Source organism: Bacillus cereus group sp. MYBKT111-2 (genome assembly GCF_051915205.1).
In the GTDB taxonomy this organism is placed as follows: domain Bacteria; phylum Bacillota; class Bacilli; order Bacillales; family Bacillaceae_G; genus Bacillus_A; species Bacillus_A paranthracis.
Map to the genome: position 1 here is coordinate 278,166 of NZ_JBQAEG010000004.1, position 20,002 is coordinate 298,167.

Genomic DNA, 20,002 nt, shown 5'->3' on the forward strand with positions numbered 1-20,002 from the left:
GAATTTTCTGAATATTTAACTTAAGTATCAACTATTCTTGAACTCATTATAGTTTGATATATAATATTTTGCAATACTATTTTCAAACTTTTCATTCATTTTATAAATATACATTTTTTAACATAGAAATAGACTAAAAAACCAACATGGTCATCCATGTTGGTTTTTCCATTTTTACTATCAATTAATTAAAATTTCGCCGCCACTTTCTTAACGTTCTCTAAACCTTCTTCAACAATTTGTTGTGAGCGATCCGGATATTGGTTGTGTCCTTCAATTACAACAGTTTCTGGATTTGTAATTCCCCAGAATCCAAGTACAGTTGTTACGTAATTAACTGCCATTTCCATAGGAGCCATTTGTTCTGAAGAGTAATCTGAACCACGAGCACCTAACACAACTACTTTTTTACCACCAGCTAAACCTTCTGGACCATTAGCTGTATATTTAAACGTTTTTCCAGCTTGAGATAAATATGAAATATATGTGATTAATGGTGCTGGTACAGTAAAGTTCCATAATGGGAATGCAAATACAACTTTATCAGCTTCTAAAAACTGATTTAAATATTGATCTACTGTAGCAACTGCCTTCTCTTCTTCTGCTGTTAATTCCATACCTTGACTACGTTTGTATCCACCTGAAATAGCAATATTTCCGTAATAAGGAAGATCTAATGCAAATAAATCTAACTCTGTAATTTCTGTATTCGGATTTGCTTCTTTATAAGTATTTACAAATGTTTCATACATTTTTGAACTAACTGCTTGCTCCGCTGGGCGATCGTTTGCTTTTACAAATAATACTTTTGACATTGTTTTATTCCCCTCTACTTTTGTATTTTCTTCTTTTTTACCAAATAACGAGCTAAATAATCCCATTTTCTTCACCTAAACTTTCTTTTCATATTCATTATTCATCATCACAAAAATTCTTATTCTAATAAAAAGTTCCAATTGATACCTTAAGGAAAGTTAATTAAAACTTTTTGTTATTTAATTACCTTATGTAAGTGATTGTAATATAGCCACTTACTTTAGTCAAGTAGCTTTTAATAAAAAAATAAATCTCAAATTAAAAACATTTACTAAAATACAATTGAACACCAAATACGACTTTATTACTTGTATAATAAAATTAGAGAGGAAATTTCATATTTAGAAAGGATTCATTCATGAGCACGATAGAAAAGATTCAAACTTTTATTATTCTTTTTGCTGTTACATGCGGCATCATACTTGGACAATTTAATGTTATACATATGTATTCAGACAAATTTATTGTTCCCTTTTTATTTTTCATGCTATATGGATTATTCCTCAGCATCCCATTGAAAGAAATAAAAAACGGATTTCGTAATTTAAAATTTGCTGGAACAAGTCTTACTATTAACTTTTTATGGACACCTTTACTCGCTTGGGGATTAGGAGCACTATTTCTTTCAGATCACCCTGCACTTTGGGTTGGATTTATTATGTTAATGGTTACTCCATGTACAGATTGGTACTTAATCTTTACTGAAATAGCAAAAGGTAACGTAGCACTTTCTACAGCGATTTTACCAGTAAATTTAATTTTGCAAGTACTACTACTTCCCATTTATTTATTTTTATTCGCTGGTGTTATGAAGACTGTTGCGGTTTCTGTTTTAGTAGAAAGTATTGTTATCGTAATCGTCTTACCATTTTTACTTGCACACGCTACAAAATTCATTATGAATAAACTGAAAAAAGCTGAAACGCTCGAGAATACACTCATTCCGTTTTTCAGCTCTGCCCAAATTGTATTTTTAAGTTTAGCAATCGTAGCGATGTTTGCATCACAAGGTAAATATTTACTACAAAATATGAATGTCGTTTTATTATTACTCATTCCTGTTCTATTGTTCTTCATCATTAATTTTGTACTAGGACAATTTATCGGGCGCGTTATGCGTTTATCTTATAAAGATACAGTAAGTCTAAATTTAACAACGTTAGCAAGAAACTCGCCTGTAGCACTCGCTATTGCTGTGACTGCTTTCCCAGACGAACCTCTTATCGCACTTGCACTTGTTATTGGGCCGTTAATTGAACTGCCAGTACTTGCTTGTGTTTCACAAGTGTTGTTACTTATTAAGAAAAGACGGCAATACACATAAAAAAACGTCCTACTTTAGGACGTTTTTTTATTGTCGAGAAATTATAGAAGTAACGATAATTATCGACTCTAAGGATTTTATACGTTTTAGACACGCTATATTAACAAATCCATTCTAATTAAACATTAAAGGAAAAGTAAATATAACGAACGCTGCCCAAAGTCCATAAATTGGTAAATACTTCGTAACGGCATCTTGGATAGCTGTCGGTCCTGATTTGCTTTGCAAGAACCGCATATAGGAAAACATAATCCAAATTAAATTTGCCCAGATCAGTATGTTTACCCCTAAAACAGCAAGTCTATTAGGTGTAATCCCGTAAGAAGAAAGTCTGAATACAATGGCTGATAAAGCGACAGTGTCAATAATAAGCGCCAGAACAATTAAGGCAAAATTTATATAATCTGAAATGTTCTTTTTCTCATCCGAATCACTCTCAACGATAGAAAATATGGTAACGGCCAACACGCCAAGGAGTATTCCGTTGAAGGCCATTAAGAAATTGCGGTCCAAGAAAGGATTTTTCCCGACCCATATAACCGTTATAAGATAGATTAGCAACGTAATCAAGACAAGTGGACTAAAAATTTTAGATATGTATGGTGTAATATTTTTAGCAAGTTTAAGATTCAATGATACTAAGTATGCAGCCACTACAGCGAGAGCGGCAGCTCCAAATAAAACAACATTACTAAAATAGAACTCTCCTATATCCAAGTCAACAAAACTAAATAATCGCATGGTGAATACTGCTAGTATCATTCCACTCACTGCCATGCTCGCGTAGAGAAGACCATATTCTAAATTAAATTTAATATAAGCTAATCTTGTATTACCTTTTGAATATTCATTTCCTGTAAATGCAAGTCCCAATAAGACCCATAACAATATAGGAAGATGTAAATAAGCAAGGATACTGCTGTCTTTATAATTTAATGGCAACATATTAAGATACAACCCAGCAATTAGGAACAACGCTGCAAGGAAATAAATAATACTTTTTTTCGGGGTATTATTGTAAACAAAATAAGCAGCGATAAAGGGAATTACACCAAAAGCTAGGTTAATTGGAGCAATTGCTTCCTGCTCGACAAAGTGGAAAATGATTCTAGTGCTTAGCCCAGCTAGAATAGCTAACATGCCCATGAATAAGAAACCTTTTTGAAACAGTGATATTTTTTCTGCATTTGTCTTTCCCTTGAAATGCAACCTTTCATACCAGGCAGCTAGCACCTGAGAATCAGAGTTTTCATCCCATGCTTGTGAGAATGACTTTTTAAAAGCTTTCGGGTCTTTTCTATACATTCTCTCCAACTCATGAGGGTTATCCATATTTTCGATAATCAAATTGTGAATGTTCATATTTATACCTCCTCTAATTTTAAAAATAACGTTGCTACATTTTCGATAAAAGCACCACACTTATTTATCCTGTTTTTGATTTTAATACACCTTTTATTGTTTTACAATAAAACTTTATTGTTTTGAGCGATATTTTTATTATATACTTTCAGTTACCTTCTTAATTTCTTTTTTCCCTTTATAAAAAAGAAATGATAAAGATAATATAAACGCCCTATTTAATACTGTTTTTTATTGTTAGCACACAAAATCCTGTAATTACAAAATAAAAAAGCATGATATACACTTGAAGTGCACTTCGAAAACGGGACACCTTTCAAACCCCTAAACTATCTGTTCTCTAAATTCTTTAGACGATAGGTGGTTTAATTTTTCTTGAATTCGCACACCAAAGAAACATTCCATGACGGCATTATCATGGTAATTTCCTCCCCAGGACACGCTGGTGATAATACCGTTTCCCTTGACATACGCTTGAAATTCCTTCGCAGTATAAATACTTCCTTGATCTGAACGAAAAGAATTACATTTTCCACCTTTTATCCTCTCGTTGCTTATTTTAATGTCTGTATCGCTAGTGACAGAGTTTGTGATTCACTGACGACATAACTTATAATTTCGCGATTAAAGGTATCCATCATCGTTGATAAATACAAAGTACGCTCTCCAAATAATAAATAAGTTACATCCGTAAACCACTTTTCATTTTGGGCTGACGCTTCAAATTAACATTCTAATTGATGAAGAGCTACGGCTGATTCAGTACTATTAATATATTTCTTTTTCTTACGACGTACCTTTGAGAGTATATGATATTATTTCATGATCCGTAATACTTTTTTGTGATTGACACACAGTCCCATTTTCCTAAGAATGGAAGCTACTCTTTTTGATACCTAAACCGCACTTCTATATCATTTCTAAGGCCCTCTGTTCGTTGTAACCAGCGATAAAATATGGAACGGGGTAATTCTAATACGTTACACATTTCTTTTACTACTATTTTTGTTTTTAAATCATTCCATAAAGTAACTACAGTTTCCGATTTCAATTCCTTTCGATTTCTAGATACTTTCTCCATATAAGTAATTTTGTTTTTAAATGTTTATTTTCTAATCGTAGTCGTTCCCATTCATTTAACTCTTTTGGACCTTTTCCATAAGAATATTGTTTTCCTACAAGTTGCTGAAAACAGTACGTTTAATCTGTACGATATCATTTCATCCCAGTTTTAATCTGTGCTTTATTTTTAATTCCTAATTGATCCATAATTTCTTTGTTTTTGTACCCTTGTTTTTTCAGCTCGATTGTTTTCCATTTAATTTCTTCTGAATAAGATTTTCTCGTTCCTATAAAAGAAACACCTCCGTATATTCGTATTCAAATTAAATACGAATATATGGAGGTGTTTTTTCATATACCACTATTCAGGTTCACTTCAACTTCATATTGAGACGTTTTTATTATTTAAAAATTAAATACAATACTTATTTCTTATTTATCAATACAAATGATATAACCGAAACTAAAAACGTACTAATACCAATTATAATAAATAAAATAGAAGTTGAAATTGACTCTAAGAAATACCCTGTGATTGCAACTCCAACGGGAGTTGATACTAATAATAACGAATTTAAAAAACCAAAAAATCTTCCTTGTACTTCATTTGGAATTAACTTTCTATACAGTACTCCAAAGTATACATTACTCACTCCAAATGCAATCCCTGACAGAAAATAATAAACCGTAAATAATACCGGATTCAATGTCGTACCCATTGCAGCGTTAAAAACCCCCATAATAGCTGTAAATATAAAGGCAGTCGTAATCGTTTTATATGTACGAATCTTTTTAGTAATTAATGCCCCAATTAAAATCCCTATCGGTGATGCTGCAAAAACAATGCTATACCACTGCGTAGATAGATCCATTTCTCTAACAACTATTACTTGCAGTGAAAGTATACATGCTGCTCCAAGTAAATTAATGACCGCAGCGCTCATTAGTAATGTCTTCAACGATTTGTTACTATTAATAACAGAAAATCCCTCTTTAAAATCTTCATAAAAAGGCTTCTTCTTCTCTACTTTTAATTCACGTGGAAATTTGATTCTCATTAAAATTAAAAATGATATAAAGAATGTAAGTGCATCTAACAAAAATACTCCGTGAAAACTAAAAATACTAATTAAAAAGCTTGCCAATAAAGGAATTGCCACAGATATAATTTGTGTTGATACTTGCCTTAATGAAATAGCTTGTTGAACATGCTGTTCTTCCACATATGTAACTAACGCTGCATTTGAAGCTGGTGTAAATAAGGCACTTCCAATTGAGCGTATAATAAGTAAAATTAGTAACGGCATGTACAGCATATTATTATAAAATGCTATTACTGCAATTAAAATCATGACGATGCATCTCATCACATCTGCAATCATCATAAGCTTTCTTCTCGACATTCGATCTGCTAATGTTCCTGTTACAGGTGCAAATAAAATCGCCGCCGTTGCAATGGCAATGTTTACTCCCGAGACAAGTAATGGTGAATTCGTTAATTTCATTACCCATAACGGTAAAATGAGCGTAACCATAGAATTACCTATTAAAGAAATACAACTTGCCAAGAAAAAATACGAAAAAATTTTATTGCTCCATATACTAGTGCTATTTTCTTTTATACTACTAATTTCACTATTCACTGTAGCCCCCTGTATTTGTTAGTTCATGTATATTCCATAAAAGTCCCCTTGGATCCGGTCGTATCCCTTGAATATGTTTATTTATTATTTGTATATCAAATGGACTATATAAAAATAAAAGTGGTACTTCCCTATTAATATATTGAGACCATTCTTGGTAAGCTTCTATCCTCTCTCTTCCTTTACTTCTTAATCCTTTTCTTATTAATTCAAAGTTATATTCATCATCCCACCCAACTATATTATTAAGAACACTTCTTTCTCCTATAAATAAATCTGGATCTGGATCTAAAAAAATATAAGATGAATATATAAATAAATCTAATTCGTTATTTCGGAAATCATCCATCCATTTATTGTCCTTGTACTCTATTAAGTCTACATCAATTCCTACTTTAGCCAAATTATCTATCACTATCTTGGAAGATTCAGCATGCTTTTTCGATTCTATCCCTATCCCTAACTTCAAATTCATTTGAGGAAACTGCTCAAATATTTTTCTTGCGAGATCAGGATTATATTCATATTCATTAAGCTCGTTCCCGATATACTCAGATAATAATTCGGGGTAATATTGATGGATATTCTCACCATAACCACCATATGACCTTTGTAGAATTTCTTTTCTATCTAATGCATACATTAAAGCCTGTCTAAACCTTTGATTACTAATATTTCGATTTCTATGATTTAGTATTATATACTCTATTTGTGGTTTAGGTAAAAAGTGTATTTTATAGAAATCATCATTCTCAATTGATTTTAAATTATCTGTTTGTTCAGGAGTAAGAATTGCAAAATCCACTTCCTTGTTTTTAATTTTTTCAAAGACATTCTTTTGACTTTCAAAAACCATCTCCATATAAGGTATTTTCGGTGCCCCTAAATGGAAGTATTCATTTCTCACAAATTTGAACCGAGTACCCTCAATATTAACTAGTTTATATGGCCCACATCCAATAGGCGATTTCACTGCCGGATGATTAATAATATCATCGATTGGATGTCCTTTAAAAATATGCCTAGGAATAACTGGCAATAATAACCTATTCTTAAAAGATGCATCCGGTTTTATTAATTTAACTTCTAAAGTTAAACTATCTAAGACTTTTAATCCATCAATTCCATTTTTCATTCCTTTATAATATTCCTCTGCACCTTCGATTAATAGAAAGTGCTTGCCACGGTTTCCTTTAAACCGTGGTTTTAAAAGTGTTTCAATAGTAAACTTTAAATCTTCCACTGTCATTGGCATTCTGTCTTGCCAAAACAAATTCTCTTTAAACTCAATAATATATTCTGTATTATCCTTATTCTGAACTACCTTATTTGTAATCCGATTTGAAATCTTTAAATTTTCATCAAACATCATAGTACCTTGAAAAACACAACCTAATATCCATAAATCTAATTCATTCTCCCACAATATTGGATTAATAATACCATCCGGTTTTCCCTCTAAAATCATAGTTATTTTATTTACATCTCTATACATAAACCACTCCACACCTCCGAATTATATACATCACTTCTATTATTTAAAGCATAATGATTTTCATTTGGTAAATTCTCTTCAACATATATAAAACTTTCGCATTCATTTATCTGCTTTTTCAATACACTCAATACGTTGATAGAATTAAACATTATGAACTGCGGCTTAAAATTTCTATCATTATAAACATAAGCTACATATGGAATCCCCCTACCTATTACGTATTCCCAAATTTCTTTAAATAGTGATTCCTGATTAGCATATTTCTTAAAAAGGTTTATTAATACGCTAGCAGTGATTCTATAACGAGCTCTACTTAGTACAAGATTGTTAAAAACTATTCTTGGTTGATATTCTAACTCCAATTCAATTCTTGTTTTCATATGACCATTTAAATTGAGCGTCCCCTGATTAGGTATATTATTTAAAATATTTGCTAATAAATCTTTCCCTGGGGAAATAGTCGATGCATTCCACACCATTATTTTCTTTTTTTTATTATGATATAGTTCAAATTCATTGTTTTTACTATTGAGCCTAATATAGATTTCATTTATATTTATATTATTATCGACTCCTTTGGGATACGGACCGTATAAAGTAATATTCTTATCAAACCTAGGAACATTAAACCCTATTCCATCTATATTATTATTCAAATAAATATTTGCCTGATAATAATCCTCCTTTCGTTCGCTAGGAATAGAATCATATACATCATTTAAAATAGATTCGCTTTTTACATCTTCTAGACTTCTAGTATGCCTACCAGCAAGCCTACCATATTGCATAGATGACATTTCTGGAATAATTAATACCCTGTTTTCGTTTTTACAATACTGGAATACAGTTTCAACTAATATTTTCTTTCGCCTTTCTATTGACTTCAAAAAGGGACTTAGTTCGTCTGAGCTTAACGTGACCTCTTGAGAATCTTTATGTATTTTACTCTTAATTAGAGCAATGAACTTCCTGTACTTATCTAAAGATTCTGTATCTTCAGGCTTGATCCAAGACCTATTATCTTTTTTTATATTTGAATATCTATTCTCCTCCAATTTTTGTTCAAAACTCAACTCCACTACACTGATAAATTTGTCATATCCATAACCTTCCCTGAATCTTTCCTTAAAATCACTAAGTGCATAACTTATCCCATAAAAATTCCGAAATAAGTATGCATAATCCTCAATAGATTTTTCAGCCTCCCTTTTAATCAGTTTATCAATTTGCATATCAATCCATGGTGCCCCTATGTTAACTCTTACATTCTGATTTACATCTTCATCTTTATAATATCTATCTATAAACGATGAAATTTTTTTGGTAAAATCCCTCAATTCAACGAAGGAAAAGTCACTTAATTCAGAATTAAGTTTTTTTAATTCAGATAACTCTTTCATATCTGTACCGATTTGGTAAATATTGTAGTTTTCCGATAAATCTTCGAAAACATTAATACTTCCAAATCTTGGTTCAATAGCTGGTCTTATAATATCTGCTTCCAATAATTTTTGTGCAAACATCCTAGCCTGTTCATGATTTACTTTAGCTTTTTGTTCAATAAACTGAATAACATCATATATTTTCCGAAGTGGTTTCTTATATAATTTAGATATTTCATAGAGTATCTTACTTTCTTTTATTGAACATTTTTTTAATTCATCATTTTTTTCAACTTTCCAATAAAAAAATTGATTATTTATTTTATAAAATGTCGGATTTAAATAGGTACTAATGTTTAATCCATCTTTTATTTTTTTACAACCAGTTATTCTTGATATATATATCACTTTCCTGATATTAGGCTCAACTCTTATTCTTAATGAATCAGAATATAAATTTCTATCTCCATATCCCCAACGAGCATAAGATACTCCAGACCACAATCCTGAAGGAGTACATTTAGTTGCAGCTTTAATGTAATACCTTGCCAATGTATCATAAATTTTATCACTTTTTTCATAATTTTCATTTTGATATATATGTGAAAAAAGGGGAGTACTAGAATAGAATAAAGCTGTTTTAAACCACTCATCTTCTAGTAAACTATCCAAAAAAAATTCAACACCCCTCTTTTCTAATAAAAACTCATTTTTATAACACTCTTTTAAATGTGAATATGTACTACGTAATTCTTGATGCTTATATATTTTTTTATACTCCTCTTCATTTAAATATTCTTTTACTACTTCTAGATACCTCTCTTTACATTCTTCTAGATTATTAAAAAGATATCTTTTTAAATTTAATACATCCCTTCTATGAATATTATTCGTTATTTTCGGAATAATCCCGAACAAGATATCCGTAATATCATTTAGTTGAAAACGTATCAGTTTCTTGATAGCAATCATTTCTTTGAGAATGTATATTGTTTTTTCAAACTCTAATTTTTTTAAATTATTAATCGGTACACTAGTTATTCTTTGGATAAGAAAATCTTTATTCACCTACAGTAACCTCCTTATCTGGATCCTTTGCAACAGTTACCATCTTTGCCAAACCTGCTTGTATCCCTGGACTAAACCCAATCATATTCCAGTTAAAAATCACTATACAACTAAGAATACCTCTTATTCCTCGCGTCAATTCTCCCTCTATGTTTAAAGTGAATAATTCTTCACCTAGATAAGAAAATAACTTCACGCTTTTCTCAAAAACCTCTCGGAATCGACTAGATTTAATTCTTGCAAATACTTCCTCCACACTCATCGATAGGATTGTTTCTATTTTCAATTTATTTGAATCTACAATCGATTTGATTTTTTCATACTCTACAAACCTTAGCTTGTCTATTCTTTTCCATACATCCCAAATCTCAAATTTGTCTAAATTTGTCTGTGTAACTATAAAATTACTAATCCATAAAAATAATTCTATCCCACCTATAGTATTAGATAATTCTTTTTGACATTGTAAATACTCAGTATATAATTTTGTATTCTCTATAAAATAAAGATGAGCTATATCCATTCCTTTATCTCCACCAAATAAAAAAACTTCTGGCTCGTATATGACACTTATACCCTCTCTCTCATTACATGTAATATTTAATATCGATTTAAGGTCGTCCATTACAAATTCCTCTGGAAGATAAAATCTCAATCTCAAATGCGTGACCTTGTCCTTTTTCCGCATAAACCAAAATTGTATATTATTCTCTAAACAATACAATCCTAACCATCTCAAAATTTCATTTTGATTTTCTTCACTAACATCCACCCTAAATGAAAACCATTTTTTCAAATCTTGTTTCACCACTTTACTATAACAATCCAAACTATTCACTCCCATTAATAAATAAGTACAGTTAATTAATAACTGTACTTATTTAAAATATTTAAATCATATTTAATAATAGGGGATTTTCTTTTAAAACATTCCACCACAACCAAAACTTGTACTACTTGATTCTTCTACTGATAACTTTACTGTTTCCAACTCTTCAATTTCTAGCATTAATTCGTTCATAAATTATTCACCTCCTCTCAAAATTAATATTTCATGTTTGAAATATTATCTATAAACCCTAATGCACTTCAAATTCAAATTAAACATATAGTTTTAGTTTGTTTTATACACAAAACAAACTCCTCAATTTGTATAGTGGACAAAAAGGTATAAAAAAACCTTCTTCAAATAAGAAGAAGGTTTTTTTATACCTTTTCTTATTTTTTAGGATATTTGCTATCCTACAGGATTTAGCACCTTCATTTATAATTAGGTTGCTGAGGTTTCACAGGGCCAGTCCCTCTACCTCTCTTAATAAGAAATAAATTATTAAATTATCATATCTTATAGATAATTATATATAATTCGAAAATAATTTCAATATATTTTTTTGAAAAATTCTTTCTTTATATTCATAATAAAAGATAAGTATAGAAAAATAAATTTTGTCACAAGAATTTAAAATCCTCATCAACCTCTTATCGTCTTCGCAAGCACTTCTTAATAATTTTTTACTTATTAGAAAACGACAGCTCTTTATTGGAAAATTTTCATATATCAAAAGATAACTTTAATAATAATTTATACAAAAATATCCTACTTGAAAAAGTAGGATATCCTTATTAATTCTCAAACACAAAATTAATCTTATTATCTTTCCACTCTAATTTCGCATCAAATGTTTTCTCGCCCTTTTTAAAGCCTTTAATTAAATCGGTTTTCTCACCTTTTAAGAGCTTTGTCATATTCTTTTGCGAAATTGTTTTACTTAATATCTTCTTCGAGATGGTAAAGTCACATTGTGTCGTGTTGTAATTAGAACAGCCGTAAAACGTTGACTTATCAATTACATCGCCATCACATTTTTTACAGCTACCAACCTTTTTACCTGTTGTAAATTTCGATCCTTTTCGCTCAATCGATTCAACATGTAATCCAGTGAAATCCCACTTCTCAGACATTTCAACCGCATCTTCAATAATTTTAGCTGATAATTTTTTCGTTTGTTCCATAAAAGTTGCTGGTGATGCTGTACCTTCCCCAATTTCCGCAAGACGTTGCTCCCATTTTGCGGTCATTTCTGGTGAAGCTAGTATTTTGTCACCGATTGCGGTAATTAATACTTTCCCTTTATCGGTCGCATACACTTGGTTCTTCTTCACATCTATATATTTACGGTCTTTTAGCATCGTAATAATACCTGCACGGGTCGCTTCTGTACCTAAACCTTCTGTTTTCTTTAATACTTTCTCCAGCTCTTCATTCTCTAAATACTTACCAGCTGTTTTCATTAACGTAATAAGTTGTCCTTCTGTATAACGCTTCGGTGGTTGTGTTTTTCCCTCTTTCACTTTCACCTTTACAACTTTTCCTTCTTCACCTTCAGCTACAATTGGAAGAATGGTTTCGTCATCTTTATCGTCTTGGAAAATAACTTTACGCCATCCTTCTTGAATTTGCTGTTTTCCTTTTGAAATGAATTCAGCACGTTCATCTACAAGCGTTACAATTGTTGTATAGTCAAAGATTGCAACTTCATAATGAGCTGCAATAAGCCTTCTTACGATCATATCGTAAATTTTCTTTTCATCACCTGATAATCTGCTTGGGTTTGTAACTTGCTCTGTCGGAATAATGGCGTAGTGATCTGTTACTTTCTTTTCATTCACATAACGCTTATTATTCATAATCGATTCAACCGGAGCTGGTAATAAACCTTTATATTCATCAAACTGACTTAACTTCTGTAAAATATCAGGGAATGTTGCCGCTTCACCTTGTGTAACATAGTTGGAATCCGAACGAGGATAAGAAACAATCCCTTTTTGATATAGTGCTTGCGTTATATCAAGCGTCTTTTTCGGTGAAAACTTAAAGGCTTTATTTGCCGTTGCTTGCAGTGATGATAAGTTAAATAAAAGCGGCGGCTGAAATTCTTTACGCTCCGTTTTCATTTCCTTCACTACTGCCGTTTTACCTTGGCAAAATGCCGCAATTTTATTCGCCATATCAGGGTCTTTTAAGCGGGATTCACTATCCTTCTCCCATTTCCCCTCATACTTCTTTCCTTCTATATTAAAGGTTGCGAACACTTCCCAGAACGGCTCTGACTTAAAGTTTTCTATTTCCTTTTCACGCTTTACGATTAACGCGAGTGTCGGTGTTTGTACACGACCAGCTGAAAATACATCATTCATTCCTTTTTTCTTTAGCAAAATACTAAACACACGCGATGCATTCATACCAACAACCCAGTCAGCACAAGATCTTGTGTATGCTTCGTAATACGTATTAATCGTGTCTGATTCATCAAGCAAGTTTTTAAATCCTTGGTAAATAGCTTGCTTCGTTAAAGAGGAAATCCAAAGACGCTTCATTGGCTTTTGCACGTTGCAAAGGTTAATAATATTTCGTACAATCAATTCCCCTTCACGCCCAGCATCGCCCGCGTGAATAATTTCTGTTACCTGTGGATTATGTAACAGCTGTTTCACAACGTTAAATTGCTTATACTTCGACTTTGTTACTTCAAATTGAAATCGTTCAGGAATCATCGGTAACGTATCAAGTGACCATTTTTTCCACTCTGCGTGATAATGTTCTGGATTACATAACTGCGTCAAATGACCAATTGCCCATGTACAGTACGCTCCATTTGGAAATAACTCATTCGCTTCTACTTCTAAATATCCATCTTTCCGGCGATATTTAAATTGTGAAACAAGAGCCAAACCTTGATCTGGTTTCTCGGCAATAATTAATTTCATTTTATAACTCCCTATCTGTATTCCACTGTTACTTTCATTGTCTATCTGTTTAGAAGCGATGATAAAACAACAATCTTATTTATCATTCGCGGGTTGTCCCAAGTAATGGGATAACTATAATATTATACGCTTATTCTTTATTGCTTCACAATAGAAACTCATTATATAATACTTTCTTTCACATGTTCACACGTAAAAAAATCAAACGCCACCTTGCTTTCATTTATGAAATTGTGCAGATAATATGCAGATATAAATAAGCATAAGTACTCTCTATATGAACATATGATGAAGTGAATGATAGGACAGGGAGGTATCATGATGTTTGCTTATACATTAACTGCCTTAATGCTTTGCTGTATCTCAATTATTATTACATCATATATTTCGAAACGTAGTGGTACCCTAATGGAGTATATGGTATTTATTATGTCTTTTAGTATGAGTATCGGTTTAAGTATAGGTTTTTATTTAGGTATTCTATTTAAAGGAGAATTGCTATATTCTACTTTGCTTGCGATTTTAATTAGTGGTTGTATCGGCTTTTTAGTTGGTCTACGTTTTCATCTATATACTGCTTTAGAAGGAATGTTCTCTGGGGTAATGGCAAGTATGATGGGAGCAATGATTACAGAAATGCTAAATGCGCAACAAGCTCATAGTATACTGTTTATCAGCCTTTTATTTACTATAACGATTACTATGTCATTTATAATTCAAATTTTATCAGAAAGGTTTTCTACTGTGATCCACCGATGCTTTTTGTTATTGCTTTCAATTAGTGTTGTAATTATTGTTTCGGTATTCATAACATTCCCCGATTTTACTCCTTCAACTTCACACGAGTATAAACAACATATGCACTAACACTTAAAACAAAATTATTAAATCAGAAACATTAGAAGAAGCGATGCTTTTAGGTATACAAAATGATTTCCCTGTGACAAATGTATAAGCAGTCCCCCTATTTATTAGGACATTATTTCTTAAGAAAAAGATAGCCAAAATACTCTTCACAAAAGAACGTAGATTTGTGTATAATGAGAACTAATGTTCCTCACAAGAAGACACAAGAACAAAATTACACAAATATATCAAATAGAAGAGGATTGATATACCATGAAAATTGATAGACCAAAAATTTCACCAGAGTTATCTTCAAAAAATTTTCAAGATATTTTTTATGAAGAAGATCCTACACTAGAAATGTGTGAAATTATCGATTCCACTTTCGAAAATGAATCTGTGGATAGAGTACGATTATATGATGCTGTGATAAAGAATTGTAAGTTCACGAATACAGACTTTAGCAATATTGATATTACAGATGTTTGTTTTGAAAACTGTGATTTATCAAATGTTAATTTAAGCAATTCTTCTGTTCACAGAGTTGAATTTAAAAACAGTAAATTAATCGGGGTTAATTTTACAGAATCTAGCTTAGGAAATGTTAAATTTGAGAATTCTATTTTGAACTTAGCTGCATTTGGAAATTCTAAACTAGAAAAGATTGTATTTAATGAAACTTCATTAAATAGTGCAGATTTTTTTGACTGTAAACTAAAAAAAGTTGAATTCCAATTATGTAGCCTTGACGAAGCTAATTTTGACCAGACATCACTGAAGGGGATCGATATTAGTTCTTCTAATTTTAATACTCTGACAGTTTCAGTGAGCGATTTAAGGGGATGTAAAGTATCTACATATCAAGCTGTTCAGTTTGCGACTTTATTAGGATTAATAATTAAAGATTAGTATTTCGAAGATAAAAAGAACCCTATCCCGAATCATGGATTTTTTAATTATCCACGATTCGAGATAAAGTTCAAATAAATTAGTGATGACTTTCTTATTATTTAACTACAGCTTGTTTTCCTTTGACATGTTCATTATTTACACTCATAAACGCTTCAATCTCTTCAACTTCTCTAATGATATCTTTTGACAAGTTTTCATGTCCGTCTTTCGTTACAAGAATATCATCTTCAATACGAATGCCAATTGATTCTTCTTCAATATAAAGACCTGGTTCAATTGTAATAACCATGCCTTCTTCTAATACTCTATCTTTGTATGTCCCTACATCATGCGTATCTAAACCAAGGAAATGGCTGACACCATGATAATAATATTTTGATAACTCTTCATCTTCTTGAATTAAACCAACCGCTTTACACCCTTCTGCAAGTACTTTTTTAGCATGCTCATTTAATGCAGCGAACTTTAAGCCTGGCTTAATAATCTCTGTTGTTTCTTTTAATGCTTTTAATACAATATTATAAATTTGTTTTTGGCGACTAGAGAATGTTCCATTTGCCGGGAATGTATAACTAATATCAGCGTTATAGTAGTCTTTTTGAGCGCCTAAATCTAGTAATACTAAATCACCATTTTGAATTTGCGCATCATTATCTTCATAATGAAGAACTGTAGCATTTTTCCCACTTGCCAAAATTGTATTGAACGCATGATGTTTAATGCCAGATGATTTCAGTGTAAAATCAAATTCAGCTTCTAATTCATACTCCATCATGTCTGCTTTTGCATGCTTAAGTACATTGTAAATACCGTCTTTCGTTACAGCAATCGCTTCTTTCATAATTTCAATTTCTTCTTCTGTTTTAAACACTCGCAATTCACAAATATTCGGATATACATTACCAATTGTTACGTGTGGATATTGTTCTCTTACATGTTTAGCAAATGCTAGCGTTTTTGTCTCTGTATCATTCCACTCACGACGCTCTAAATCTAAATATAGATGCTTCACATTTTCTGTGAAGAGTATATTTGACATTGTCTTCTCAAAACTATCTAAATATACAACTTTCTTTATACCAGAAATTTTCTCTGCTTCTTCTTTAGAAACTGTTTTACCGACCCATTTTTCCATTACTGGATCTGATTTTTCAATGAAAAGTGTCTCTTCTACACAATTCCCAAACTTTTTCAGCATAAAAATAACATTTGGTTCATCGATTCCTGTTACATAATAAAAATTCCGATTCGGCACAAACTTATAATGTGCATCCGCTGACATATGAGGTGCTTGACCAGCAAATAAAATTGTAATCGATTCATCTGGTAATGTGTTTACTAATCGTTCTCTATTTTGAGCAAAAAATGTTGATTTCATAATAATCCCCCTAGCGTTCTATGTATGATTAAAAAATAATTATCTAATCAATTCATTTTATTATTGTTACAATTTTTCGTCAATTTTTAACCTTTTTTGATGGTGTTGACATAATTAAAATTACACGTTATAATAACTATACATTAGTAAGCAACTAATGTAATTAAATTAAACTAGAGGTGAAACAAATGAAAAACATTTTATTCCGTATTAACGAATTATCAAAAAAAGAAAAAGCAACTGGATTAACAGTTGATGAAAAACAAGAACAACAAATGCTACGTCAAAACTATACACAAACATTTCGTGGAAGCTTAGATTCCATTTTATTAAACACAAAAATTGTTGATCAAAATGGTCTTAACGTGACACCAGCCGCATTACAAGATGCTCAAATACGTTTAAAATTAAGCAAATGAGTTCCGCGCAAAAGAATTTCAATAAAACATAAAAAGAGCTGGATTTCCTATTTAGAAATTCCAGCTCTTTTTATTGTTTTTTCTAATTTAGCATACGAACGATACATAGCAATTCTCCACGATACAATCATTGCAAAAGCGAGTAAGAAAAACATTCCGCTTAACTCTGCCAAATCAATTGATTGGCTTAAATATGACTTTAATGCCACGCGTACAGCTAATAGGCCTACTAAAATAAATATGAATGCTTTTGACGGTTTCATAAATATATGTTCGCCTTTTATTTCGAACTTAGTTGTTTTAATAAGAAAAATAGAGAAAATAAGCCCTATACTAATTGCCTCGACTATTTCTAACGATGTTAATCGAAACTCTGGTAAAAAGTACATCATTGCGCCTGTACTCATAAAAATTGGCGGCAATATAATTTTCTTTTTCGTTACCGGTTTTTTCGCTGCTTTAAAGCGAAGAAACATGACACCAACAGCCATACAGACTGCAACAATACTTGATAAAAGTGCTATCATACTTTCCACTCCTATCTATTTAAATGACTTTTTGAGCAAAATCATAAATTAATAAGTAACTACAAGCACCATTATAGAATTTCTTCATTATATCCCTCCTGCTGTAAACTTTCCATATTCGCTGCAATCATTTTACGCAAAGTTTATGAACGGAATATGAACAAAATATTACATTCAATTTTCAAACAAAAAAGCCATTTTGCAATTAATATTGCAAAATGGCTTTTAACTTATTTTAAATCGTCATTTGTAAAAGCACCTGGAAGTAATTGCTCAACAGTCACTTCTTTTTCATCGCCTTTTACATTCGTTAGTAATACAGGCATTTTCGGATCACAGAATTCAGCAATTACTTGTCTACAAGCACCACACGGTGAAATCGGTCCGTCCGTTTCTCCTGTAATAACTAAGTAACTAAAGTCGCGCTCACCTTCTGATACTGCTTTAAAGATTGCTGTTCTTTCTGCACAGTTACATAAACCATAAGAAGCATTTTCTATATTACAACCAGTATAGATTTTACCTTCTTTCGTAACTAATGCTGCCCCAACAGGAAATTTTGAATACGGAATATATGCTTTTTCTAACATCTTATTTGCTTCTTCAATATATTTTTTCTTATCCATATTATTTCCCCCTCAAAGTAAGTGTAATTATGATTAGTCAGTAATAACTGTATGAACTAATTTAGGAGCCACTGCTGTTTCAGCGATAGAAATGTTCTCATAAATTTTAGCTTTTACATCTTCTACATTTTCGCGATTTGCATAAATCGTTACGAATGGCTCGCCTTCTTTTACTGCATCGCCCACTTTTTTACGTAACATTAATCCTACTGCTAAATCGATTTCATCTTCTTTTGTTGCACGACCAGCACCAAGTAGCATAGCTGCGATACCAATTTCATCAGCAACAATGTTAGAAATAACACCTGAAGTTTTAGCAGGTACATCAATTACATATTTCGCTTGTGGCATTTTTTCTGGATTGTCTACAATCGAGCTATCTCCGCCTTGATTGCTTAAGAATTCTTTAAACTTCTCAGTTGCTTTTCCGTTCTTCATCACTTCAATTAACATTTCACGCGCTTCTTCTAATGTATTAGCTTTTTTCGCAAGTACAACCATCTGACTTCCTAATACGAGTACTAATTCTGTTAAATCTTCTGGACCTTCACCTTTTAATGTATCAATTGCTTCTTTCACTTCTAGTGCGTTACCAATCGCAAATCCAAGCGGTTGTGACATGTCTGAAATAACAGCCATAGTTTGACGTCCTACATTATTTCCGATACGTACCATTGCATGTGCTAATTCTTTTGCATCTTCTTCTGTTTTCATAAACGCGCCAGCACCTGTTTTTACATCAAGTACGATTGCGTCAGCTCCAGCTGCAATTTTTTTACTCATAATTGAACTTGCAATTAGAGGAATTGAGTTAACAGTTCCTGTTACATCGCGTAATGCATAAATCTTTTTATCTGCAGGTGTTAAGTTTCCTGTTTGTCCGATAACAGCTACTTTGTCACGGTTTACAATATCAATGAACTGCTCTTTCGTAATTTCAACGTGGAATCCTTCTACTGCTTCTAATTTATCAATTGTTCCGCCCGTATGTCCTAAACCACGACCAGACATTTTTGCTACTGGTACATCTAAAGCAGCTACTAATGGCCCTAATACTAATGTTGTTGTATCACCAACACCACCAGTTGAATGTTTGTCTACTTTAATTCCTTCAATTGCAGATAAGTCGATTGTTTCTCCAGACTCCACCATTGCCATCGTTAAATCTGCACGTTCGCGATCTGTCATATCTTTAAAGAAGATTGCCATTGCAAGTGCACTTACTTGATAATCAGGTATACTTCCGTCTGTATAACCATTAATAAAAAATTTGATTTCTTCAGTTGTTAATTCTTTGCCGTCACGTTTTTTCGCAATAATATCTACCATTCTCATTACAATCACCATTCCTTTTTATATGATATGAATCTA

The 20,002-nt window shown here is 31.8% G+C and carries 15 protein-coding genes, 1 pseudogene and 1 riboswitch; of the genes and pseudogenes, 4 read left to right on the forward strand and 12 right to left on the reverse strand.

Going from position 1 to position 20,002, the window contains the following annotated elements; all coding sequences use genetic code 11:
* Window positions 1-188: 188 nt before the first annotated feature.
* The gene (locus ACTFNE_RS13730; protein ID WP_046197669.1) at window positions 189-881 is read right to left on the reverse strand and encodes an FMN-dependent NADH-azoreductase; all 693 of its coding nucleotides are present in this window, start codon (window positions 879-881) and stop codon (window positions 189-191) included.
* A 293-nt stretch (window positions 882-1,174) separates the two neighbouring features.
* On the opposite strand from ACTFNE_RS13730, the gene ACTFNE_RS13735 reads away from it, so the two are divergent.
* The gene (locus ACTFNE_RS13735; protein ID WP_046197670.1) at window positions 1,175-2,140 is read left to right on the forward strand and encodes an arsenic resistance protein; all 966 of its coding nucleotides are present in this window, start codon (window positions 1,175-1,177) and stop codon (window positions 2,138-2,140) included.
* A 114-nt stretch (window positions 2,141-2,254) separates the two neighbouring features.
* Here the strand turns inward: ACTFNE_RS13735 and ACTFNE_RS13740 are convergent, their stop codons facing one another.
* The 7 genes and pseudogenes from ACTFNE_RS13740 to topB all read right to left on the reverse strand — a co-directional run bounded on the left by ACTFNE_RS13740 (window position 2,255) and on the right by topB (window position 13,923).
* Window positions 2,255-3,502 carry a DUF4153 domain-containing protein gene (locus tag ACTFNE_RS13740; RefSeq protein ID WP_046197671.1) on the reverse strand — a complete coding sequence of 416 codons (1,248 nt, stop codon included), beginning with the start codon at window positions 3,500-3,502 and terminating at the stop codon, window positions 2,255-2,257.
* A gap of 324 nt (window positions 3,503-3,826) precedes the next feature.
* Window positions 3,827-4,855: pseudogene (locus ACTFNE_RS13745) on the reverse strand (IS3 family transposase).
* A gap of 134 nt (window positions 4,856-4,989) precedes the next feature.
* Window positions 4,990-6,207, reverse strand: coding sequence for an MFS transporter (locus ACTFNE_RS13750; RefSeq protein ID WP_046197672.1), 1,218 nt, complete (start codon window positions 6,205-6,207; stop codon window positions 4,990-4,992).
* Window positions 6,200-7,714, reverse strand: a complete 1,515-nt coding sequence (locus tag ACTFNE_RS13755; RefSeq protein ID WP_270704745.1) for an ABC transporter substrate-binding protein — start codon at window positions 7,712-7,714, stop codon at window positions 6,200-6,202. Before ACTFNE_RS13755 ends, ACTFNE_RS13750 begins: the two co-directional genes overlap by 8 nt.
* The gene (locus ACTFNE_RS13760) at window positions 7,687-10,155 is read right to left on the reverse strand and encodes a lantibiotic dehydratase (RefSeq protein ID WP_046197674.1); all 2,469 of its coding nucleotides are present in this window, start codon (window positions 10,153-10,155) and stop codon (window positions 7,687-7,689) included. Before ACTFNE_RS13760 ends, ACTFNE_RS13755 begins: the two co-directional genes overlap by 28 nt.
* Window positions 10,148-10,963, reverse strand: a complete 816-nt coding sequence (locus tag ACTFNE_RS13765) for a thiopeptide-type bacteriocin biosynthesis protein (RefSeq protein ID WP_316149142.1) — start codon at window positions 10,961-10,963, stop codon at window positions 10,148-10,150. Before ACTFNE_RS13765 ends, ACTFNE_RS13760 begins: the two co-directional genes overlap by 8 nt.
* 407 nt (window positions 10,964-11,370) lie before the next feature.
* Window positions 11,371-11,477: riboswitch (SAM riboswitch) on the reverse strand.
* 301 nt (window positions 11,478-11,778) lie between these two features.
* Window positions 11,779-13,923 carry a DNA topoisomerase III gene (gene topB, locus ACTFNE_RS13770; protein ID WP_000766745.1) on the reverse strand — a complete coding sequence of 715 codons (2,145 nt, stop codon included), beginning with the start codon at window positions 13,921-13,923 and terminating at the stop codon, window positions 11,779-11,781.
* Between the two features lie 321 nt (window positions 13,924-14,244).
* On the opposite strand from topB, the gene ACTFNE_RS13775 reads away from it, so the two are divergent.
* The gene (locus ACTFNE_RS13775) at window positions 14,245-14,790 is read left to right on the forward strand and encodes a hypothetical protein (RefSeq protein WP_000458505.1); all 546 of its coding nucleotides are present in this window, start codon (window positions 14,245-14,247) and stop codon (window positions 14,788-14,790) included.
* A gap of 252 nt (window positions 14,791-15,042) precedes the next feature.
* Window positions 15,043-15,678 carry a pentapeptide repeat-containing protein gene (locus ACTFNE_RS13780; RefSeq protein WP_000687264.1) on the forward strand — a complete coding sequence of 212 codons (636 nt, stop codon included), beginning with the start codon at window positions 15,043-15,045 and terminating at the stop codon, window positions 15,676-15,678.
* A 97-nt stretch (window positions 15,679-15,775) separates the two neighbouring features.
* Here ACTFNE_RS13780 and ACTFNE_RS13785 read toward each other — a convergent pair whose 3' ends face one another.
* Window positions 15,776-17,059, reverse strand: a complete 1,284-nt coding sequence (locus ACTFNE_RS13785) for an aminopeptidase P family protein (RefSeq protein ID WP_046197676.1) — start codon at window positions 17,057-17,059, stop codon at window positions 15,776-15,778.
* Between the two features lie 188 nt (window positions 17,060-17,247).
* On the opposite strand from ACTFNE_RS13785, the gene ACTFNE_RS13790 reads away from it, so the two are divergent.
* Window positions 17,248-17,478, forward strand: coding sequence for a DUF896 domain-containing protein (locus tag ACTFNE_RS13790; RefSeq protein WP_000789783.1), 231 nt, complete (start codon window positions 17,248-17,250; stop codon window positions 17,476-17,478).
* 47 nt (window positions 17,479-17,525) lie between these two features.
* On the opposite strand, the gene ACTFNE_RS13795 is transcribed toward ACTFNE_RS13790, so the two are convergent.
* The 3 genes from ACTFNE_RS13795 to ACTFNE_RS13805 all read right to left on the reverse strand — a co-directional run bounded on the left by ACTFNE_RS13795 (window position 17,526) and on the right by ACTFNE_RS13805 (window position 19,966).
* Window positions 17,526-18,005 carry a CcdC family protein gene (locus ACTFNE_RS13795; RefSeq protein WP_000561056.1) on the reverse strand — a complete coding sequence of 160 codons (480 nt, stop codon included), beginning with the start codon at window positions 18,003-18,005 and terminating at the stop codon, window positions 17,526-17,528.
* A 230-nt stretch (window positions 18,006-18,235) separates the two neighbouring features.
* Window positions 18,236-18,631 carry a cytidine deaminase gene (locus ACTFNE_RS13800; RefSeq protein ID WP_000358525.1) on the reverse strand — a complete coding sequence of 132 codons (396 nt, stop codon included), beginning with the start codon at window positions 18,629-18,631 and terminating at the stop codon, window positions 18,236-18,238.
* A gap of 33 nt (window positions 18,632-18,664) precedes the next feature.
* Window positions 18,665-19,966, reverse strand: a complete 1,302-nt coding sequence (locus ACTFNE_RS13805; RefSeq protein ID WP_001983022.1) for a pyrimidine-nucleoside phosphorylase — start codon at window positions 19,964-19,966, stop codon at window positions 18,665-18,667.
* Window positions 19,967-20,002 lie beyond the last annotated feature (36 nt).

Coding starts and splice junctions, on each gene's coding strand:
- ACTFNE_RS13730 (WP_046197669.1), bottom strand. CDS start 881: ATGGGATTATTTAGCTCGTTATTTGGTAAAAAAGAAGAAAATACAAAA.
- ACTFNE_RS13735 (WP_046197670.1), top strand. CDS start 1,175: ATGAGCACGATAGAAAAGATTCAAACTTTTATTATTCTTTTTGCTGTT.
- ACTFNE_RS13740 (WP_046197671.1), bottom strand. CDS start 3,502: ATGAACATTCACAATTTGATTATCGAAAATATGGATAACCCTCATGAG.
- topB (WP_000766745.1), bottom strand. CDS start 13,923: ATGAAATTAATTATTGCCGAGAAACCAGATCAAGGTTTGGCTCTTGTT.
- ACTFNE_RS13775 (WP_000458505.1), top strand. CDS start 14,245: ATGTTTGCTTATACATTAACTGCCTTAATGCTTTGCTGTATCTCAATT.
- ACTFNE_RS13780 (WP_000687264.1), top strand. CDS start 15,043: ATGAAAATTGATAGACCAAAAATTTCACCAGAGTTATCTTCAAAAAAT.
- ACTFNE_RS13785 (WP_046197676.1), bottom strand. CDS start 17,059: ATGAAATCAACATTTTTTGCTCAAAATAGAGAACGATTAGTAAACACA.
- ACTFNE_RS13790 (WP_000789783.1), top strand. CDS start 17,248: ATGAAAAACATTTTATTCCGTATTAACGAATTATCAAAAAAAGAAAAA.
- ACTFNE_RS13795 (WP_000561056.1), bottom strand. CDS start 18,005: ATGATAGCACTTTTATCAAGTATTGTTGCAGTCTGTATGGCTGTTGGT.
- ACTFNE_RS13800 (WP_000358525.1), bottom strand. CDS start 18,631: ATGGATAAGAAAAAATATATTGAAGAAGCAAATAAGATGTTAGAAAAA.
- ACTFNE_RS13805 (WP_001983022.1), bottom strand. CDS start 19,966: ATGAGAATGGTAGATATTATTGCGAAAAAACGTGACGGCAAAGAATTA.